The 16,738-nt window shown below is 66.9% G+C and carries 16 protein-coding genes; 4 read left to right on the top strand and 12 right to left on the bottom strand.

What is annotated here, in order from left to right; all coding sequences use genetic code 11:
• Positions 1–25 precede the first annotated feature (25 nt).
• The 5 genes from AC07OH_RS16400 to AC07OH_RS16380 form a co-directional block, all read right to left on the bottom strand.
• Positions 26–733, bottom strand: a complete 708-nt coding sequence (locus tag AC07OH_RS16400) for an ABC transporter ATP-binding protein (RefSeq protein ID WP_493194076.1) — start codon at positions 731–733, stop codon at positions 26–28.
• On the bottom strand, positions 730–1,497 hold the full coding sequence (locus AC07OH_RS16395; RefSeq protein ID WP_495301394.1) for an ABC transporter ATP-binding protein: 768 nt from the start codon (positions 1,495–1,497) through the stop codon (positions 730–732). The genes AC07OH_RS16400 and AC07OH_RS16395 overlap by 4 nt, the downstream gene beginning before the upstream one ends.
• Positions 1,494–2,453: a branched-chain amino acid ABC transporter permease gene (locus AC07OH_RS16390; protein WP_495301393.1), complete on the bottom strand. Its 960-nt coding sequence runs from the start codon at positions 2,451–2,453 to the stop codon at positions 1,494–1,496. The genes AC07OH_RS16395 and AC07OH_RS16390 overlap by 4 nt, the downstream gene beginning before the upstream one ends.
• Before the next feature lie 7 nt (positions 2,454–2,460).
• Positions 2,461–3,321, bottom strand: a complete 861-nt coding sequence (locus tag AC07OH_RS16385; RefSeq protein ID WP_062468750.1) for a branched-chain amino acid ABC transporter permease — start codon at positions 3,319–3,321, stop codon at positions 2,461–2,463.
• 88 nt (positions 3,322–3,409) lie between these two features.
• On the bottom strand, positions 3,410–4,615 hold the full coding sequence (locus AC07OH_RS16380; RefSeq protein ID WP_495301392.1) for an ABC transporter substrate-binding protein: 1,206 nt from the start codon (positions 4,613–4,615) through the stop codon (positions 3,410–3,412).
• 214 nt (positions 4,616–4,829) lie between these two features.
• On the opposite strand from AC07OH_RS16380, the gene AC07OH_RS16375 reads away from it, so the two are divergent.
• The gene (locus AC07OH_RS16375) at positions 4,830–5,594 is read left to right on the top strand and encodes a FadR/GntR family transcriptional regulator (RefSeq protein WP_489062442.1); all 765 of its coding nucleotides are present in this window, start codon (positions 4,830–4,832) and stop codon (positions 5,592–5,594) included.
• Positions 5,595–5,606: 12 nt separating this feature from the next.
• Here the strand turns inward: AC07OH_RS16375 and AC07OH_RS16370 are convergent, their stop codons facing one another.
• Positions 5,607–6,065, bottom strand: coding sequence for a GNAT family N-acetyltransferase (locus AC07OH_RS16370; protein WP_495301391.1), 459 nt, complete (start codon positions 6,063–6,065; stop codon positions 5,607–5,609).
• A gap of 20 nt (positions 6,066–6,085) precedes the next feature.
• Positions 6,086–7,066: a LysR family transcriptional regulator gene (locus AC07OH_RS16365; protein ID WP_062468761.1), complete on the bottom strand. Its 981-nt coding sequence runs from the start codon at positions 7,064–7,066 to the stop codon at positions 6,086–6,088.
• A 106-nt stretch (positions 7,067–7,172) separates the two neighbouring features.
• Between AC07OH_RS16365 and aptA the strand changes: the two genes are divergently transcribed.
• Positions 7,173–8,528, top strand: a complete 1,356-nt coding sequence (aptA, locus tag AC07OH_RS16360) for an omega-aminotransferase AptA (protein WP_062468764.1) — start codon at positions 7,173–7,175, stop codon at positions 8,526–8,528.
• A gap of 22 nt (positions 8,529–8,550) precedes the next feature.
• The gene (locus AC07OH_RS16355) at positions 8,551–10,068 is read left to right on the top strand and encodes a CoA-acylating methylmalonate-semialdehyde dehydrogenase (RefSeq protein ID WP_095744313.1); all 1,518 of its coding nucleotides are present in this window, start codon (positions 8,551–8,553) and stop codon (positions 10,066–10,068) included.
• Between the two features lie 15 nt (positions 10,069–10,083).
• On the opposite strand, the gene AC07OH_RS16350 is transcribed toward AC07OH_RS16355, so the two are convergent.
• From AC07OH_RS16350 to AC07OH_RS16330, 5 genes are read right to left on the bottom strand one after another with little or no spacing between them, the layout of a single operon-like run.
• On the bottom strand, positions 10,084–11,472 hold the full coding sequence (locus AC07OH_RS16350) for an FAD-dependent oxidoreductase (protein ID WP_495301390.1): 1,389 nt from the start codon (positions 11,470–11,472) through the stop codon (positions 10,084–10,086).
• 9 nt (positions 11,473–11,481) lie between these two features.
• Positions 11,482–12,054 carry a phosphonate degradation HD-domain oxygenase gene (locus AC07OH_RS16345; protein WP_070063972.1) on the bottom strand — a complete coding sequence of 191 codons (573 nt, stop codon included), beginning with the start codon at positions 12,052–12,054 and terminating at the stop codon, positions 11,482–11,484.
• Positions 12,055–12,056: 2 nt separating this feature from the next.
• Entirely contained in the window at positions 12,057–13,505 is a 1,449-nt protein-coding gene (phnY, locus tag AC07OH_RS16340; protein ID WP_095747021.1) for a phosphonoacetaldehyde dehydrogenase, read from the bottom strand.
• A gap of 21 nt (positions 13,506–13,526) precedes the next feature.
• Positions 13,527–14,753: a phosphonoacetate hydrolase gene (gene phnA, locus AC07OH_RS16335; protein WP_062468779.1), complete on the bottom strand. Its 1,227-nt coding sequence runs from the start codon at positions 14,751–14,753 to the stop codon at positions 13,527–13,529.
• A 1-nt stretch (position 14,754) separates the two neighbouring features.
• Positions 14,755–15,501, bottom strand: coding sequence for a phosphonate utilization associated transcriptional regulator (locus tag AC07OH_RS16330; protein ID WP_495301389.1), 747 nt, complete (start codon positions 15,499–15,501; stop codon positions 14,755–14,757).
• Between the two features lie 160 nt (positions 15,502–15,661).
• On the opposite strand from AC07OH_RS16330, the gene AC07OH_RS16325 reads away from it, so the two are divergent.
• Positions 15,662–16,699 (top strand): putative 2-aminoethylphosphonate ABC transporter substrate-binding protein, encoded by a 1,038-nt coding sequence (locus AC07OH_RS16325; RefSeq protein WP_495301388.1) that lies wholly within the window; start codon positions 15,662–15,664, stop codon positions 16,697–16,699.
• Positions 16,700–16,738: the final 39 nt, after the last annotated feature.

The following is a 16,738-nucleotide window of genomic DNA, read 5'->3' as shown; positions in this document are numbered from 1 at the left end:
TTCTTGCGACGAATGAATGGCGGGTTCAGGCGAGACCAACGCCGAGGTATCTGTCTTTCACGTCGTGGTCGGCCATGAAGGCGGCGTTGCCGGCCTCGTGCACGATCACGCCCTGCTCCACGATGTAGTGGCGGTCGGCCAGCTGCACGCAGACCTCGAGGTTCTGCTCGACCAGCAGGATGGCCACGCCCGCGGCCTTGATGGTCTTGAGCTGCGCGACGATCTCTTCCACGATCACCGGCGCCAGGCCTTCCACGGGCTCGTCCAGGATCAGCAGGCGCGGGTGGTTCATGAGCGCACGGCCGATGGCCAGCATCTGCTGCTCGCCGCCCGACAGCTGCCCGCCGCCGTTGCGCCGGCGCTCCTTCAGGCGCGGAAAGATGCGGTAGATGTCGGCCAGCTGCCAGGGCGAATCGCGCCGCAGGCCGAGCAGCAGGTTCTCTTCCACCGTGAGCAGCTTGAAGATGCCGCGGTGCTCGGGCACCAGGCACACGCCGCGCGTGGCGATGCGGTGCGGCGGCTGGCCCGCGAGGTCCGCGCCCTGGAAGCGCACGCGCCCTTTCGTGGGCGTGACGGCGCCGGCAATGCTCTTGAGCGTGGTCGACTTGCCCGCGCCATTGCGCCCCAGCAGCGTGACCAGTTCGGCCTCGCCCACCGTGAGCGACACGCCCTGCAGCACATGGCTCTTGCCGTAGTGCGCGTGCAGGCCTTCGACTTCGAGGATGTTGCTCATGCCTTGCCTCCGGTGATCATGTTGCCCAGGTACGCCGTGCGCACGCGCGCGTCGGACCGGATGTCGCCCGGCAGCCCCTCGGCCAGCACGCGGCCCAGCTGCATGACAGTCACGGTGTCGGAGATGTCCATCACGATGTTCATGTTGTGCTCGATCAGCACCACGGTGTGCGCGTCGCGCAGGCCGCGGATGAGCTGCTTCATGTCGTCGAGGTCGTCGATGCCCATGCCCGAGGTCGGCTCGTCCAGGAAGATGGCCTTGGGCTTTGCGGCCAGCGCCATGCCCACTTCGAGGCGACGCTGCTGGCCGTGCGAGAGCACGCTGGCGGGCGTGTCGGCCAGCCGTTCGAGGCCGACGCGCGCGAGCACCTCGGCCACCGTGTCGGCGCACGCGCGCTCGCCGATGGGTGCGCGCCAGCAGTTCATGGCCTGGCGCGGCGCAACGCCCTGCGCCGCCACGCGCAGGTTCTCGCGCACCGACAGGCTGGGAAACAGGCTCGTGACCTGGAACGAGCGCGCCATGCCGCGCTGCACGCGCTGGTGGTCGGGCTCGCGCGTCACGTCGTGGCCGTCGAACACGATGCGCCCGCCGGTGGTGGTTCCGGTGCCCGTGAGCATGTGGAACAGCGTGGTCTTGCCCGCGCCGTTGGGCCCGATCACCGAGTGCACGGTGTTGCGCCTGATCTTCAGGTCGACGCCGCCGAGCGCGGCGAACTTGCCGTAGTGCTTGGTGACGCCGATGGCTTCGATGAGGATGTCGCTCATGCCTGTTCTCCTTGCACGGCCGGCGCCTTGGCCTCGGCCACCGTCTTTCGGAACACCCGTCGCCAGGCGCTTTCGCCCAGACCCCAGAGGCCGCGTTGCATGCCGATGCTCACGCCGATCAGCAGCAGGCCCAGCAGCAGCAGCCAGCGCGGCCACAGCGTGGAGAGCCAGTCGGCCAGCAGCACGTAGAAGGCCGAGCCCAGCACCGAGGCGAACAGGTTGCCGGTGCCGCCGATCACGGTGATGACCAGGATCATCTCGCTCGTGTGGTACTCGGCATTCGACAGCGGCGCGATGCCGGTCATCATCGCGTGCAGGCCGCCGGCCAGGCCGGTGACGGCGCCCGAGATCACGAAGGCCAGCAGCTTGAAGCGCTTCAGGTCGTAGCCCACGGCGGCGGCGCGGTCCTCGTTGTCGCGGATGGCCAGCAGCGTGCGGCCGAAGACCGAGTCGGTCACCTTCAGCAGCAGCGCGAACGCGGCCAGGAAGATCACCGCCACGAAGGCGTAGTACTTCCACGGCGTGTCCATGAAGGCCGGGCGCGGCACGTCGAGCAGGCCGTTGTCGCCGCCCGTGAGCCCCGAGGCCGTGTAGGCGATGAAATAGAACATCTGCGCGAAGGCCAGCGTGAGCATCACGAAGTAGGTGCCGCGCTGGCGGATGGCGACCCAGCCGACCACCGCCGCGCCCAGCGCGCCCATGGCGATGGCCGCCAGCAGTGCGAGCGGCATCGGCAGTTGCAGCCGCGTGAGCAGGATCGCGATGGTGTAGCTGCCCAGCCCGAAGAAGATGCCCTGGCCGAACGAGAGCAGCCCCGTGTAGCCCAGCAGCAGGTTGCAGCCCAGCGCGGCGAGCGCGTAGATGAGCACTTCGCTCGCGAGCGAACCCGAGCGCATGAACAGCGGCAGCGCGAGCGCGACGATCAGCGCCAGCAGGAAGGTGTATTTCTTTGGCATGGCGCGTTCATCCTCTGCGGCCGAGCAGGCCATGCGGGCGCAGCAGCAGCACGGCGCCCATCGCGATGTAGATCATCAGGCTCGCCCCGGGCGGCCAGATGGTGCTCATGAGGCTTTGCACGATGCCGATCAGCACGCCGCCGACCAGCGCCCCGCTGAAGCTGCCGAGCCCGCCGATCACCACGACCACGAAGGCCACGCCCAGCGCCTCGACGCCCATGAATGGTTCGGCCCCGCGGATGGGCGCGGCGAGCACGCCGGCCAGCGCCGCCGTGGCCGCGCCGAGCGCGAACACCAGGCTGAACACGCGGAACACGTTGATACCCAGCAGCGAGACCATCTCGGTCGATTCGCTGCCAGCACGCACCGCACTGCCCAGTCGCGTGCCTTCGAGCACCCACCACAGCCCCACCGCGAGCACGGCGGTGAAGCCGATCACGAAGAGCCGGTACTTCGGGTAGATGAAGCTGCCCCACATCACCACGCCCTGCAGCAGGTCGGGCGTGGGCACGCTGTTGCCCAGCGGGCCCCAGAACACGATGACGATCTCCTGCACCGCGAGCGCCAGGCCCACGGTCACGAGGATGTGGAACTCGTGCGGCTTGGCGTACACGCGGCGCAGCAGCAGCTTCTCGGCCAGCCAGCCGAGCGCGCCGACGAACAGCGGCACCAGCACGAGCGCGGCCCAGAAGTTCAGGCCCCACTGCATGGCCTGGAAGCACAGGTAGGCGCCCAGCAGGTAGAAAGCGCCGTGCGCGAAATTCACGAAGCGCAGCAGGCCGAACACGATGGACAAGCCAACGGCCAGCAGGAAATACAGCATGCCGATGCCGATTCCGTTGATGGTCTGGAGCAGGTAGACGGACATAGGTGTCGTGGGGGTGGCAAACGTGCAGGCGGCACGCGCCCTGCCCGCGCCCAAGAACGGCGCGGGCGCGGCGCGAAGCCGGGCGGCGTCAGGCCAGCTTGCAGCCGGTCTTGTCGACGGGCAGGAAAGACTTGCCCGAGCTCACCACGTCTACGTAGTCGGCCGGGTTCGCCATCTTCGACTTCGCCTTGCCCTTGAGCAGGTAGTAGTCCTTGATCACCTGGTGGTCGGCCTTGCGGATTTCTTCCACGCCCGTGAGGCCGTCGAACTTCATGCCTTCGAGCGCGGCGATGACGGCCTTCTGGTCGACCGTGCCGGCCTTGACGATGCCGTCGATGAGGATCTTGGTGCAGATGTACGAACCGGCCAGGCTGTAGTTGGGCACGATCTTCAGCCTGTCGGCGGTGCGCTTCACGAGGTCCTTGTTGAGCGGCGTGTCGACCGTGTGCCAGTACTGCGCACCGAAGTAGACGCCGTCGCACAGGTCGGCGCCCAGCTCGTCGAACTGCTCCAGGCCCGAGGCCCAGGCCATGAGGATCGTCATGTTCTTGTGCATGCCGAAGCTCACCGCCTGGCGCAGCGCGGCCGACGACTGCGCGCCGAAGTTCAGCAGCAGCAGCACGTCGGGCTTGGCGGCCATCGCGTTGGTGAGGTAGCCGCTGAACTCCTTGTCGTTGAGCGAGTGGTAGCTGTTGCCCACGTGCTCGATGCCCTTCTCCTGGAAGATGGTCTTGGCCGCGCTCAAGAGGCCGTCGCCGAACACGTACTGCGGCGTGATCGTGTACCAGCGCTTGGCCTTGGGCATCGACGCGATCAGCGGACGCACCGTCTGCTCGATCGCACCGAAGGTGGGCACCGACCAGCGGAAGGTGGCGGGGTTGCAGTCCTTGCCCGTGATCTCGTCGGCGCCCGCGGTGGTGATGAACAGGCCGCCGGCCTTCTCGGCCTCCTTGCCCATGGCCAGGGCTTCCGACGACAGGATGCCGCCCGCGAAGAACTTGGCGCCCTGCTGCTGCGAGGCTTCCTGCACCTTGCGCACGGCGGTGGCCGGCTTGCCTTCGGTGTCCAGCAGCGTGTAGGCCAGCGGACGATTCAGCACCTTGCCGTACTGCTCGATCGCCAGCTTGGTGCCCAGGTCGGCGAACTTGCCGTTGGCTGCGAAGGCACCCGACATGGGCACCGGTGCACCGAAGCGGATCACGTCGGTGGCCTGGGCGATGGCCGAGCGGCTCATCAGGAGCGAGGCCGGGGCGGCCGACAGGGCGGCGAGCTGAAGGAGTTGTCTGCGTTGCATGGGGTTCTCCGGTCGTGGTGTGGGAAGTGGGGAAGAAAACACAGTGCCTGCGATCGCCGGCAATTTAAGCGGATAAATAGGATTAATATGTTGGTAAAAACCCGTTAGCAAGCCCCGTGCCCAAACCCAACCCGACCCTGCCGATGACGCCGTTAAGATCGCGCGCTGTTGCGCATCCCGCGCATCTCCCGATGTGCATGGATGGAGCGTTTTGATGAGAGTGGGGCACAACCCTCCGAAGCGGCAAAAGCTCTCGGACGTCATCGTCGAAGACGTCAAGCGATGGATCGTTGCCGAGCGCAAGCAGCCCGGCGACCGGCTACCGAACGAGAAGGAACTGATCGAGCTCTTCGGCTATTCGAAGAGCACGGTGCGCGAGGCGCTGAAGGCGCTCGAGGTGCGCGGGCTGATCTCGATCCGCACCGGCCCGGGCGGCGGCGCGTACCTGCAGCAGGTGTCGGTCGACCATGCGTCGGAGCCGTTGCGCAACTTCCTGCACTTTCACCACCTGGACGGCCACCACATCTACCAGCTGCGCAAGGCGCTGGAGCCCGAGCTGGCCGTGAGCGTGGTCGGGCGGCTCACGCCCGAGCAGTTCGCGCGGCTCGAAGAGAACGTGCGCCTGTGCACCGTCGAGCCCACCAACGAGGACGAGTTGCGCACCCAGCGCGAGGCCGAGCTGGCCTTTCACACGATGCTGGCCGAGGCCTGCCCCAATCCGGTGCTGTCCTTCATGTGCCGCTTTCTCAACGACCTGCTGCGCGACCTCGTCGTCTACAAGAAGGCGCTGGACCACCACCACTTCGGCGAGACCAACGTGGACTACCACACGCAATTACTGGCGGCGTATCGCAAGGAAGATGCCGACGAGGTGCGGCGGCTGATGGCGGAGCACATGGTGGATGCGGAGCACCACATGCATGAGATGGAAGCGCACATTGGCGCTAAGCATTTGTTGCTGCCCAGCGGACAGCGATAGCACCACAAAGGTCTAGAAGACCTTGCGGAACCGCTCGGCCCTGCCAAAACGCACGGCGACAGTGCCGTTCGCCTCGAATCCGCATCGAAGGTAGAACGACCCGGCGTGTGGATTGCCGGTGACCTGGAGCGCCGACGCACCCTGGCGCCGGGAAAGCTCAACACAGTGCGCGACCAATACCTTGCCGATGCCGCGACGCCATGCCTCGGGCTCGACGAACAATCCATCGAGTTCGGCGCTGCCGTCATCGTTGGGCAGCACGACAGCGAATCCCGCCGTCACGCCATGGATCTCTGCCACGAACACCCGGCCATCGACGATCTGGGCCAGAGGCAGTTCGATGGCGTCCGGGTCGGACTGAATCGCCTCGCGATCGCCAGGGTTCGCGAGCGATGCGCGCCGCTGCAAGTCTTCGAGTGCCCGGTGTTCCGACGCAAGTGCAGGGCGAATACGCAGGGGTGTTTCGGTCATCTGGGGTGGTTTCAGTGCCTTCAGATCTTCGCACCGCCATGCGCCTGCTCCAGGCACGCCTGAAACGCCAACACCGCCCGTGAAGGCTTCGGCGACCGCCGCAGCAGGCTCACGAACCGGCACGCATAGTTGAAGCGCGCCGGCAGCACCGCCTTCATCAGCCCGCGCTGCTCGAACACCTGCGCGTAGTGGTCGGGCAAAAAGCCCAGGAAGCGCCCCGACAGGATCAGCGTCGCGATCGCCTCCTGGTCGAACCCCGTCGCCTTGCGCGACAGCCGCGCCCGGTGGCTCAGCTCCATGTTCGGCGAGTGGTACCCCAGTCCCGCGAAATGGTGCTCGCCCAGTTTCGACCACGTGAGCTTGCCATGCGGGCTGTCGAACAGCGGATGCCCCTGGCCGCAGTACAGCAGCATGGTCTCGTCGAACAGGTCGGCATACACCAGGCTCTTCGAGCTGCGGTGCGCCGGGATGATGCCGATCTGGAAGTTGCCCTCCAGCACGCCCTGCTCGATGGCGTTGATGGAGCCCACGTGCACCGCCAGGTTCACCTCGGGCGCGATCTCGGTGAAGCGGGCAATGGCCTCGCCGATGCGCGCCTTCGGGTTGGTCGCGGTCTTGTCGAACAGCGCCACGTCGAGCTGGCCGCCCATGCGGTTGTGGATGTCGTCGATGCTGCCGCGAAAGGCGTCGACCGAGGCCAGCAGGCGCAGCGTCTCGTCGTACACGCGCTGGCCCTCGGCCGTGAGCGCAAAGCCCGCCCGGCCGCGCCGGCACAGCACGAGGCCCAGGCGCGTTTCCAGGTCTTTCACGTGGCGGCTCACGGTGGAGGTGCCGATGTTCAGCTCCAGCTCGGCCGCCGCCATGCCGCCGCAGTCGACCACGCTCTTGAACACCTTGAGCAGGCGCAGGTCCATGTCGCTGAGCTGCCCCAGCACGGCGCGGTTGCGGGTGCCCTGGGCAGCGGTTTCGTCGGCGGGCGAGGCCTTGGCCTTTACTTGCATGGATCGTCAAGTGAACATTGATATTGCGCCATTCTCCACACTGAAGGCGTTGCGAACAATCGGCGCATCCCTTCACCCCCGGAGCCCGCCCTGCGCGGGATGCGCCATGACCCTCGCCACACCCGCCATCGAACCCACGCCCACCGCGCGCACCGACGCCGCCTGGCTCGAGGCGCACTGGATGCCCTACACCGGCAACCGCAACTTCAAGGCCGATCCGCGGATCATCGTGGAGGCCAAGGGCGCCTACTTCACCGACAACGACGGCCGCAAGATCTTCGACGGCCTGTCGGGCCTGTGGTGCTCGGGCCTGGGCCACGGCCGCCCCGAGATCACCGAGGCGGTGAGCCGCCAGATCGCCAAGCTCGACTACTCGCCCGCCTTCCAGTTCGGCCACCCGCTTTCGTTCGAGCTGGCCAACAAGATCAAGGAACTGACGCCCGCCGGCCTGGACTACGTGTTCTTCACCGGCTCGGGCTCCGAAGCCGCCGACACCTCGCTGAAGATGGCGCGCGCCTACTGGCGCACCAAGGGCCAGGCCGGCAAGACGCGCCTGATCGGCCGCGAGAAGGGCTACCACGGCGTGAACTACGGCGGCATCTCGGTGGGCGGCATCGCAGCCAACCGCAAGCTGTTCGGCCAGGGCGTCGAGGCCGACCACCTGCCGCACACGCAGCTGGCCAGCAATGCCTTCTCTCGCGGCATGCCCGAAAGCGGCGCCGAGCTGGCCGACCGCCTGCTCGACCTCATTGCGCTGCACGACGCCTCGACCATCGCAGCCGTGATCGTGGAGCCCTTCGCGGGTTCGGCCGGCGTGGTGATTCCGCCCAAGGGCTACCTGAAGCGCCTGCGCGACATCTGCACGGCGCACAACATCCTGCTGATCTTCGACGAAGTGATCACCGGGTTCGGCCGCTGCGGCGCGCTCACGGGCGCCGACGCCTTCGGCGTCACGCCCGACATCATGAACATCGCCAAGCAGGTCACCAACGGCGCGCAGCCGCTGGGCGCCGTGGTGGCCAGCAAGGACATCTACGACACCTTCATGGCCGCCGGCGGCCCCGAGTACATGCTCGAGTTCCCGCACGGCTACACCTACGGCGCGCACCCCGTGGCCTGCGCCGCCGGCATCGCCGCGCTCGACGTGCTCCAGAAGGAAGACATGATCGGCCGCGTGCAGACGCTGGCCCCGCACTTCGAGAACGCCGTGCACAGCCTGAAGGGCAGCAAGCACGTCGCCGACATCCGCAACTATGGCCTGGCCGCCGGCATCACCATCGCCGCGCTGCCGGGCGAGCCCGCACGCCGCCCCTACGAGATCGCGATGAACTGCTGGAAGAAGGGCTTCTACGTGCGCTACGGCGGCGACACGATCCAGCTCGCACCGCCGTTCATCGCCGAGAAGGCCGAGATCGACCGCATGGTCAACGCCCTCGCCGACGCTCTGGCCGAAACCAACTGATCCCCTTTCGAGACCTGAAGACATGCAACACGACAAGAACGTCACCGCCACCATCGGCCACTTCATCGACGGAAAGCACGTCGGCGGCGGCAGCCGCGTGCAGCCGGTGTTCGACCCCGCCACCGGCCTGTCGGCCAAGAGCGTCGCGCTCGCCGACAAGCTCACGGTCGAGCAGGCCATCGCCTCGGCGCAGGCCGCCTTCCCGGCCTGGCGCAACACGCCGCCGCTCAAGCGCGCCCGCGTGATGAGCCGCCTGAAGACGCTGCTCGAGGAAAACGCCGACACCATCGCCGCGCTGATCACCGCCGAGCACGGCAAGGTGCTGGCCGACGCGCACGGCGAGCTGCAGCGCGGCATCGAGAACGTCGAGTACGCCAGCTACGTGCCCGAGCTGCTCAAGGGCGAGCACAGCAAGAACGTCGGCCCGTCGATCGACTCGTGGAGCGAGTTCCAGGCGATGGGTGTCGCGGCCGGCATCACGCCGTTCAACTTCCCCGTCATGGTGCCGCTGTGGATGTGGCCGATGGCCGTGGCCTGCGGCAACACCTTCGTGCTGAAGCCCTCGGAACGCACGCCCTCCTCCACGCTGTTCATGGCCGAACTCGCGCTGCAAGCCGGCCTGCCGCCGGGCGTGCTGAACGTGGTCAACGGCGACAAGGAAGCGGTCGACACGCTGCTGACCGACCGCCGCGTGAAGGCCGTGAGCTTCGTGGGCTCCACGCCCATCGCCGAATACATCTACACCACGGGCACGGCCCACGGCAAGCGCGTGCAGGCACTCGGCGGCGCCAAGAACCACGCGGTGGTGATGCCTGATGCCGACATCGGCAACGCCGTGAGCGCGCTCATGGGCGCGGCCTACGGCTCGTGCGGCGAGCGCTGCATGGCGATCCCGCTGGTGGTGGCCGTGGGCGATGCCACGGCCGATGCGGTGGTCGAAGGCCTGAAGGTCGAGATCGCCAAGATGAAGGTCGGCCCCGGCACCGACAACGGCAACGACATGGGCCCGCTGGTCACCCAGCCGCACTTCGAGAAGGTCAAGGCCTTCGTCGACGCGGGCGTGGCCGCCGGCGCCAAGCTGGTGGTCGACGGCCGCGGCATCCAGGTCGAGGGCCACGAAGGTGGCTACTACCTGGGCGCCTGCCTGTTCGACCACGTCAAGCCCGGCATGACGATCTACCAGGAAGAAATCTTCGGCCCGGTGCTCGGCGTGGTGCGCGTGAAGACGCTGCAGGAAGCCATGGACCTGATCGACGCGCACGAGTACGGCAACGGCACCTGCATCTTCACGCGCGACGGCGAGGCCGCGCGCTGGTTCAGCGACAACATCCAGGTCGGCATGGTCGGCATCAACGTGCCGCTGCCGGTGCCCGTGGCGTACCACTCGTTCGGCGGCTGGAAGCGTTCGCTGTTCGGCGACCTGCACGCCTACGGCCCCGACGCCGTGCGCTTCTACACCAAGCGCAAGACCGTCACGCAGCGCTGGCCTTCGGCCGGCGTGCGTGAGGGCACGATGTTCTCGTTCCCCTCGAACCGTTGATGCGGTAGCCGCGGGTCAGGCCTTGTCGGCTTTTCCCGCGGCGTTCGCGAGCTTGCTGAGCATGCGGTCCACCAGCCATGGCTGGCGGTCCTCATCCTCAGCGCGTTCCTTGCGGCGGATCGCGTTGCGCACGACGATCGAGCCCACATAGCGCATCGGCTCCGGCGGAAAGTAGCCCAGCGGCCCGTTCGTGATCGGGCTGCGCGTCCATGCGTTGTCCTGGTCGAGCACCAGCGACGACAGGATCTGCCCACCCATGTAGGTCGGCCCCACCCCGTTGCCCGAGTAGCCGAAGCCGTAGTAGATGTGCGGCGCCCCATCGAGCTTGCCGAAGAATGGAAAGCCCGTCACCGAGCGGTCGGACGGGCCGTTCCAGCTCGCGGTGATCGGCGTGTCGCGCAATGCCGGGAAGAACGAATGCAGGGCCTGCGTGAGCTCGCCCTCATAAGGCGAGCGCTCATCGAACACCTTGGCCATGCGGCCACCCCACGCAAAGGTGTTGCCGCCCTTGCCCAGCATGATGCGGCCGTCGACCGTGCTGCGGTAGTAGTACACGAAGGTGCGCGAGTCGAGCACCGACACACCGTCGGTCAGCCCGATCTGCTGCAGCAGCTCGGGGCAGCGCTCGGTGATGATCATGTCGCTCGACACGATGGCGATGGTCCGCTCGAACTGCGGGAAGCGGCTGGCCATCCACGCGTTCATCGCCAGCACCAGTTTCTTCGCGCGCACGCGACCGGTGGGCGTGTGCACTCCCACGGGCTGGTCGGTGCTGAAGTCGAGCATCGGCGTGCGCTCGTGGATGCGGATGCCCATGGCCAGCGCCACGCGCCGCAGCCCACGCACCAGCTTGCCCGGGTGCACAGTGGCGGCGATCGGCGAGTACACGCCGGCCAGGTTGCGCGCCGAGCCCGAGCGCCGCGCCACCTCGTCGGGCGGCAGCGCGTGGTACGAGTGGATGCCGCGCGCCTCCAGCGCCTGCATCATCGGATCGAGCGTGCCGATCTGCGCCTGCGAGGTCGCGGTGTAGAGCGTGCCGTCGCGCCGCAGCTCGGCGTCGATGCCGTGCGCCGCGCAGAAGTCGGCGATGTGCCCCACCGCCGCTTCCGACGCCTTCACGAGGCGCACCGCCTCGTCTTCGCCGAACAGCCGCCGCAGGGTCAGGAACTTGGCCGACCAGGTGAGCAGGCAACCGCCGTTGCGCCCGCTCGCGCCGGCGCCGCACAGGTCGCTTTCGAGGATGACGATGTCGAGCGCGGGCGCCTGCAGCTTGGCCTGGATGGCCGTCCACAGGCCGGTGAAGCCGCCGCCGACGATGCAGACGTCGGCGCTGGTTTCACCTTGCAGCGCCGGGGCCAGATCGCCATCGTTGAAGAGCGCTTGTTCGATCCAGAAGGGGCGCATCCGTGTGCCTTAAGCGGTGGTGAGGGCTTGCCGGTGTTCGGCGGAACTGATCTCGAGGTGCCGCACGAAGTGCGCGAGACCGGGCATGTCGGCATCGGCCAGCTTGGCCGTGTCGTCCCACTGCCGCAGGCGCACTGCGTCCATCGCATACGGCAGCGTCTCGAAAGCCTTGGCCTGTGCCTCGTCGAAGACGCCGCCCTGCAACTGCAGGCTGCGCTTCGAGTCGGGCGACAGCGCCTCCAGGTAGCCGGGCACGCGCGCGCACAGGAAGCGCTTGGCGTCCACATGCAACCGGATCGGCTCCAGCGTGGCCGGGCCGAACAGCGCGCGCAGGAACGGCAGGCAGCGGTACTGGTGCAGGTCGTCCAGCCCCTGCTGCGTCGGCGTGCCGCCGAAGTCGTGCAGCAGGTGGCCCAGGTCGTGCAGCAGGGCGGCGGCGATCAGCGCGCTGTCCGCCCCCTCCTGCTCGGCCAGGTGCGCCGACTGCAGCGCGTGCTCCAGCTGCGTGACCGGCTCGCCGTCGTACTGCGCATGGCCCTTGGTTTCGAAGAGGCCGACGATGTCGGGGATGCTGAGGCTCATGGTTACCAGGGCAGCGAGTAGGTCTTGGTGTTGGTGAAGCTCTTCATCGCTTCGAGCACGCCTTCCTTGTAGCCCAGGCCCGAATCCTTGATGCCGCCGAAGGGCGTGAGCTCCAGGCGGTAGCCGGGCACTTCGCGCACATTGACGCTGCCCACGTTCAGCTCGCGGATGAAGCGCGTGATGTAGTCCAGGCGGTTGGTGCAGATCGAGGACGACAGGCCGTAGGCCGTGCCATTGGAGATGCGGATCGCCTCGTCGATGTTCTTGAAGCGGATCACCGGCGACACGGGGCCGAAGGTCTCGTGCTTGGCGACGGTCATCTCGGGGTCGACGTGGTCGAGCACGGTGGGCGAGTACAGCGCGCCGCGGCGCTCGTTGCCGTACAGCAGCTTCGCACCGGCCGCGATGGCTTCGTTGACGACGGCTTCGAACTGCTTGGCAGCCGCCTCGTCGATCACGGTGCCCATGTCGGTGTCGGGGTCCATCGGGTCGCCGTATTTCAGCGCGCGGGTCTTCTCGACCAGCAGCTCGACGAAGCGGTCTGCGACCGACTCATGCACCAGCATGCGCTTCACCGCCGTGCAACGCTGCCCCGAGTTCTTGTAAGACCCGTTGGCAGCCAGCGTCGCCGCTTCTTCAATGTCCGCGTCTTCCATCACGATGATCGGGTCGTTGCCACCCAGCTCCAAAATCTGGCGCTTGTAGGTGGCCTTTCCCGCGATGTACTTGCCGATGGGCACGCCGCCCGTGAAGGTGACGAGGTCGACGTCGGCGTTGGTGAGCAGCTCGTCGGCAATTTCCTTCGGGTCACCCGTGAGCACCGACAGCATCTGCGGCGGCAGGCCGGCTTCGTACAGGATGTCGGCCAGCAGGAAGGCCGTGAGCGGCGTCTTCTCGCTGGGCTTCAAGACGATGCGGTTGTTGGTCGCAATGGCCGGCGCCACCTTGTGGATCACCTGGTTCAGCGGGTGGTTGAACGGCGTGATGGCGGTGATGGCGCCCAGCAGCGGCTCGCGCATCGTGTAGACCTTGCGGCTCTTGCCGTGGTGCGTGAGGTCGCAGGAGAACACCTGGCCGTCGTCCACCAGCGCCTGGTTGGCGGCGAACAGCAGCACGTCGGAGGCGCGGCCCACTTCGTACAGCGAGTCCTTGCGCGACAGGCCTGATTCGAGCGTGATGGTGCGCGACATTTCATCGAGACGCGAGGCGATGATCTCGCCGGCGCGCATGAGGATCTTGTAGCGCTCGTAGCGCGTGAGCGTGGGCTTGTAGTCGCGGGCGATGCGCAGGGCATTGCGCACGTCGTCCAGCGTGGCCTTGGGCACGGTGGCGATCACTTCGCCGGTGTACGGGTAGGTGACCTCGATGGTGCGGTCGCGGTGGACTTTCTCGCCGGCGATGCGCAGCGCTTCGCGGTGGACGGTGCCTGGCTTCAGGATGGCTTGGCTCATGAGTGCTTGCTCCGTGTGGCTTCAGCGTGCGTGGTTCAGGGCGAGGTCGAGCGCATCGAAGTTGCGCAGCCGGCGCCCGGGTGCAATGCCTTCGACCGGGCGGTTGCAGATCAGCGGCACCTTCTGCTCGGACACACCGCCGTGCGAGCGCAGCGGCACTTCGAGCGCCGACAGGTCATGGCGGCTGGCGGCGGTGCCGATGACGGTGCTCTGCTCGCTCACCACCACGATGTCGCCGATGCGGTCCGGCGGCAGCTCGAAGCGCTTGGCGGCTTCGGCGCGCGAGAGCACGAGCTCCATGCCCGGAATGCCCTTGATGCGTTCGATCCAGCCCGGCACGCTGGCTTCGTCGGGTGCGTACACAGTGGCGAAGGAACCGAGCGCGCCGTGATGCACCACGTACGGATCGGTGATCGGCAGGATCACGCGGGCCTTTTCGGCGCCGTACCAGCCGTCGAGCACGTCCTGCAGGTAGATCACGTTGGGCGAGCCGTCGGCGCCATGCTTGTCGTTCATGCCGTGGTCGGCGGTGAGCACGATGGTGGCGCCCAGTGCATCGAGCTGTGCGAGGTAGCCGTCCATCATTTGGTAGAAGGCGTTCGCTGCGGGGCTGCCCGGCGCGGCCTTGTGCTGCACGTAGTCGGTGGTCGACAGGTACATCAGGTCGGGGCGCTGCGACTCCATCAGCTTCACGCCGGCGGCGAACACGAACTCCGACAGCTCCGCGCTGTACACCGAGGGCACGGGCATGCCGACCATGTCGAGCACGTTGTCGATGCCGTTCTCTTCCATCGTCACCTGGTCCGACTTCTCCGACGAGAAGCAGATGCCCTTCATCTTGTGGCCCAGCAGCTTGCGCAGCTTGTCCTTGGCCGTGACCACCGCGAGCTTGGCACCCGCATCGGCGAAGGCCGCGAGCACGGTGCCGGCGCGCAGGTACTTGGGGTCGTTCATCATCACTTCCTGGCCCAGCTCACGGTCGAAGAAGTAGTTGCCGCAGATGCCGTGCACCGCAGGCGGCGCGCCGGTCACGATCGACAGGTTGTTCGGGTTGGTGAACGAGGGCACGACGCAATCGGCGAGCAGATCGGCACCGTCCTTGCGCATGCGGGCGATGTAGGGCGCCACGCCGGCTTCGATGGCCGCGTCGAGGTAGGCCGGCTCGCAGCCGTCCACGCACACGACCACGATCGGACGCGCCATCCAGCGATAGCTCCTGGCATTGACTTCAAGTGTCTCCGGTGTCATTTCAGACTTCCTTTTGGGGTGGGTGGTTCGGGGTAGCGGTGGTGTTGCTGAAGCTGGACGCATCGCCGTCGATGCGGCCGAAGGCCTTGTGCATGCGTGCGCGGCTGCCGGCCACGTGTTCGCGCAGCGCGCGCCCTGCCGTGTCGGGGTTGCCGCTGGCGATGGCGTCGACGATGTGGCTGTGCTCGTCGGCCGAGACCCGCAGGCCGCCGCCGCTGTCGAGCGCGCGCATTCTGAAAAGGTGCAGCTCCTTGACGAGCCGCTTGTAGGTTTCAGTGAGCTTCTTGCTGCCGGCGGTGTCGAGCAGGATCTCGTGGAACTGCAGGTTGAGCTGCGCGTACTGCTCCACGTCCTGTGCCTGGGCCGCCGAGCGCATGGCGTCGACCATGGCGCGCAGGCGCTCCACGGCGTCGGGCTGGATGGCCAGGGCCACGCGCCGGCCGATGATTTCTTCCAGCGCCTCGCGCAGTTCGTAGATCTCGTCGGCCTCCTCGAACGCGATCTCGCGCACGAAGACGCCGCGGTTCTTCTCGTTGCGCACGAGGCCCGCCTCTTCCAGTGCGCGCAACGCCTCGCGGATCGGGCCGCGGCTGGTATTGAAGCGCTGCGAGAGCTCGCTCTCGTTGATGCGGCTGCCCACGGGGAGCTCGCCCGTCATGATCAAACGCTCGATTTCTTCCTGCATCAGCATCGGCAGCGAGCTGGACTGGAGGAACGCGAGGGCGGCGGAGTGATTGCTGGTGACCATGGGGCGTATTTTCCCGAAGGATCGTCAACTGTCAACAATTTTTTATTGACAGTCATCAATCAGCAACCTACATTGCAAACACCGGATGGCGTTGCCCACCCTCGCGCCGGCGCCAGCCCTCACCCTTCTTCAGTGACAGCCAGCCTTTCAGGAGAAACAGATGACGATGAAACAAAGCACGCGCCGTCTCACGGCCGCCCTGTGTGTTGCGGCCCTCGGCCTCGTGTCCGGCAGTGCGTGGGCGCAAAAGACGCCGCTCCTGGTCTACACGGCGCTCGAGACCGACGCCATGAAGCTGTACAAGGACGCGTTCGAGAAGGCCAACCCCGACATCGAGGTGAAGTGGGTGCGCGACTCCACCGGCATCGTCACCGCCAAGCTGCTGGCCGAAAAAGCCAACCCGCAGGCCGACGTGGTGGCCGGCCTGGCCGCCAGCAGCCTGGCGCTGCTGCAGCAGGAAGGCATGCTGCTTCCTTATGAGCCCAAGGGCTTCAAGGAGCTGAACCCCGCGTACTCCGACGCCGCGCGCCCGCCCGCCTGGGTCGGCATGGACGTGTGGGCCGCGACCATCTGCTTCAACACGGTCGAGGCCAAGAAGCTCGGCCTGCCCAAGCCCGAGAGCTGGAAGGACCTGACCAAGCCCGTCTACAAGGGCACGATCTCGATGCCGCACCCCGCCTCCAGCGGCACCGGCTACCTCGACGTGTCGTACTGGCTGCAGAACATGGGCGACGCCGAAGGCTGGAAGTACATGGACGCGCTGCACCAGAACATCGCGCAGTACGTGCACTCGGGCTCCAAGCCCTGCAAGCAGGCGGGCGCGGGCGAGTTCCCCATCGGCATCTCGTTCGAGTTCCGCGCGCACCAGGTGAAGAAGTCGGGCGCACCGGTCGACCTGATCTTCCCCAAGGAAGGCCTGGGCTGGGACATCGAGGCCACCAGCCTCATGAAGACCAGCACGAAGCTGGCGCAGGGCAAGCGCTTTGCCGACTGGATGGCGAGCAAGGACGCCAACCAGATCAGCGCGCGCTGGTGGGCCGTGGTGGCCTACCCGGGCGTGGTCTCCAAGCTGGAAGGCATTCCGGACAACTACGAGAAGCTGCTGGCCAAGAACGACCTGAACTGGGCTGCCAAGAACCGCGAACGCATCCTGGCCGAATGGAGCAAGCGCTACGAAGGCAAGGCCGAACCCAAGTAAGCCCGACGGCATCCCCCGGTTTTCAATTCAAGGGTGCCG

Source organism: Variovorax sp. GW821-FHT10C12, assembly GCF_059415405.1.
This window is presented reverse-complemented; position numbering and strand designations above follow the sequence as displayed.

Coding starts and splice junctions, on each gene's coding strand:
- AC07OH_RS16400 (WP_493194076.1), bottom strand. CDS start 733: ATGAGCAACATCCTCGAAGTCGAAGGCCTGCACGCGCACTACGGCAAG.
- AC07OH_RS16395 (WP_495301394.1), bottom strand. CDS start 1,497: ATGAGCGACATCCTCATCGAAGCCATCGGCGTCACCAAGCACTACGGC.
- AC07OH_RS16390 (WP_495301393.1), bottom strand. CDS start 2,453: ATGCCAAAGAAATACACCTTCCTGCTGGCGCTGATCGTCGCGCTCGCG.
- AC07OH_RS16385 (WP_062468750.1), bottom strand. CDS start 3,321: ATGTCCGTCTACCTGCTCCAGACCATCAACGGAATCGGCATCGGCATG.
- AC07OH_RS16380 (WP_495301392.1), bottom strand. CDS start 4,615: ATGCAACGCAGACAACTCCTTCAGCTCGCCGCCCTGTCGGCCGCCCCG.
- AC07OH_RS16375 (WP_489062442.1), top strand. CDS start 4,830: ATGAGAGTGGGGCACAACCCTCCGAAGCGGCAAAAGCTCTCGGACGTC.
- AC07OH_RS16370 (WP_495301391.1), bottom strand. CDS start 6,065: ATGACCGAAACACCCCTGCGTATTCGCCCTGCACTTGCGTCGGAACAC.
- AC07OH_RS16365 (WP_062468761.1), bottom strand. CDS start 7,066: ATGCAAGTAAAGGCCAAGGCCTCGCCCGCCGACGAAACCGCTGCCCAG.
- aptA (WP_062468764.1), top strand. CDS start 7,173: ATGACCCTCGCCACACCCGCCATCGAACCCACGCCCACCGCGCGCACC.
- AC07OH_RS16355 (WP_095744313.1), top strand. CDS start 8,551: ATGCAACACGACAAGAACGTCACCGCCACCATCGGCCACTTCATCGAC.
- AC07OH_RS16350 (WP_495301390.1), bottom strand. CDS start 11,472: ATGCGCCCCTTCTGGATCGAACAAGCGCTCTTCAACGATGGCGATCTG.
- AC07OH_RS16345 (WP_070063972.1), bottom strand. CDS start 12,054: ATGAGCCTCAGCATCCCCGACATCGTCGGCCTCTTCGAAACCAAGGGC.
- phnY (WP_095747021.1), bottom strand. CDS start 13,505: ATGAGCCAAGCCATCCTGAAGCCAGGCACCGTCCACCGCGAAGCGCTG.
- phnA (WP_062468779.1), bottom strand. CDS start 14,753: ATGACACCGGAGACACTTGAAGTCAATGCCAGGAGCTATCGCTGGATG.
- AC07OH_RS16330 (WP_495301389.1), bottom strand. CDS start 15,501: ATGGTCACCAGCAATCACTCCGCCGCCCTCGCGTTCCTCCAGTCCAGC.
- AC07OH_RS16325 (WP_495301388.1), top strand. CDS start 15,662: ATGACGATGAAACAAAGCACGCGCCGTCTCACGGCCGCCCTGTGTGTT.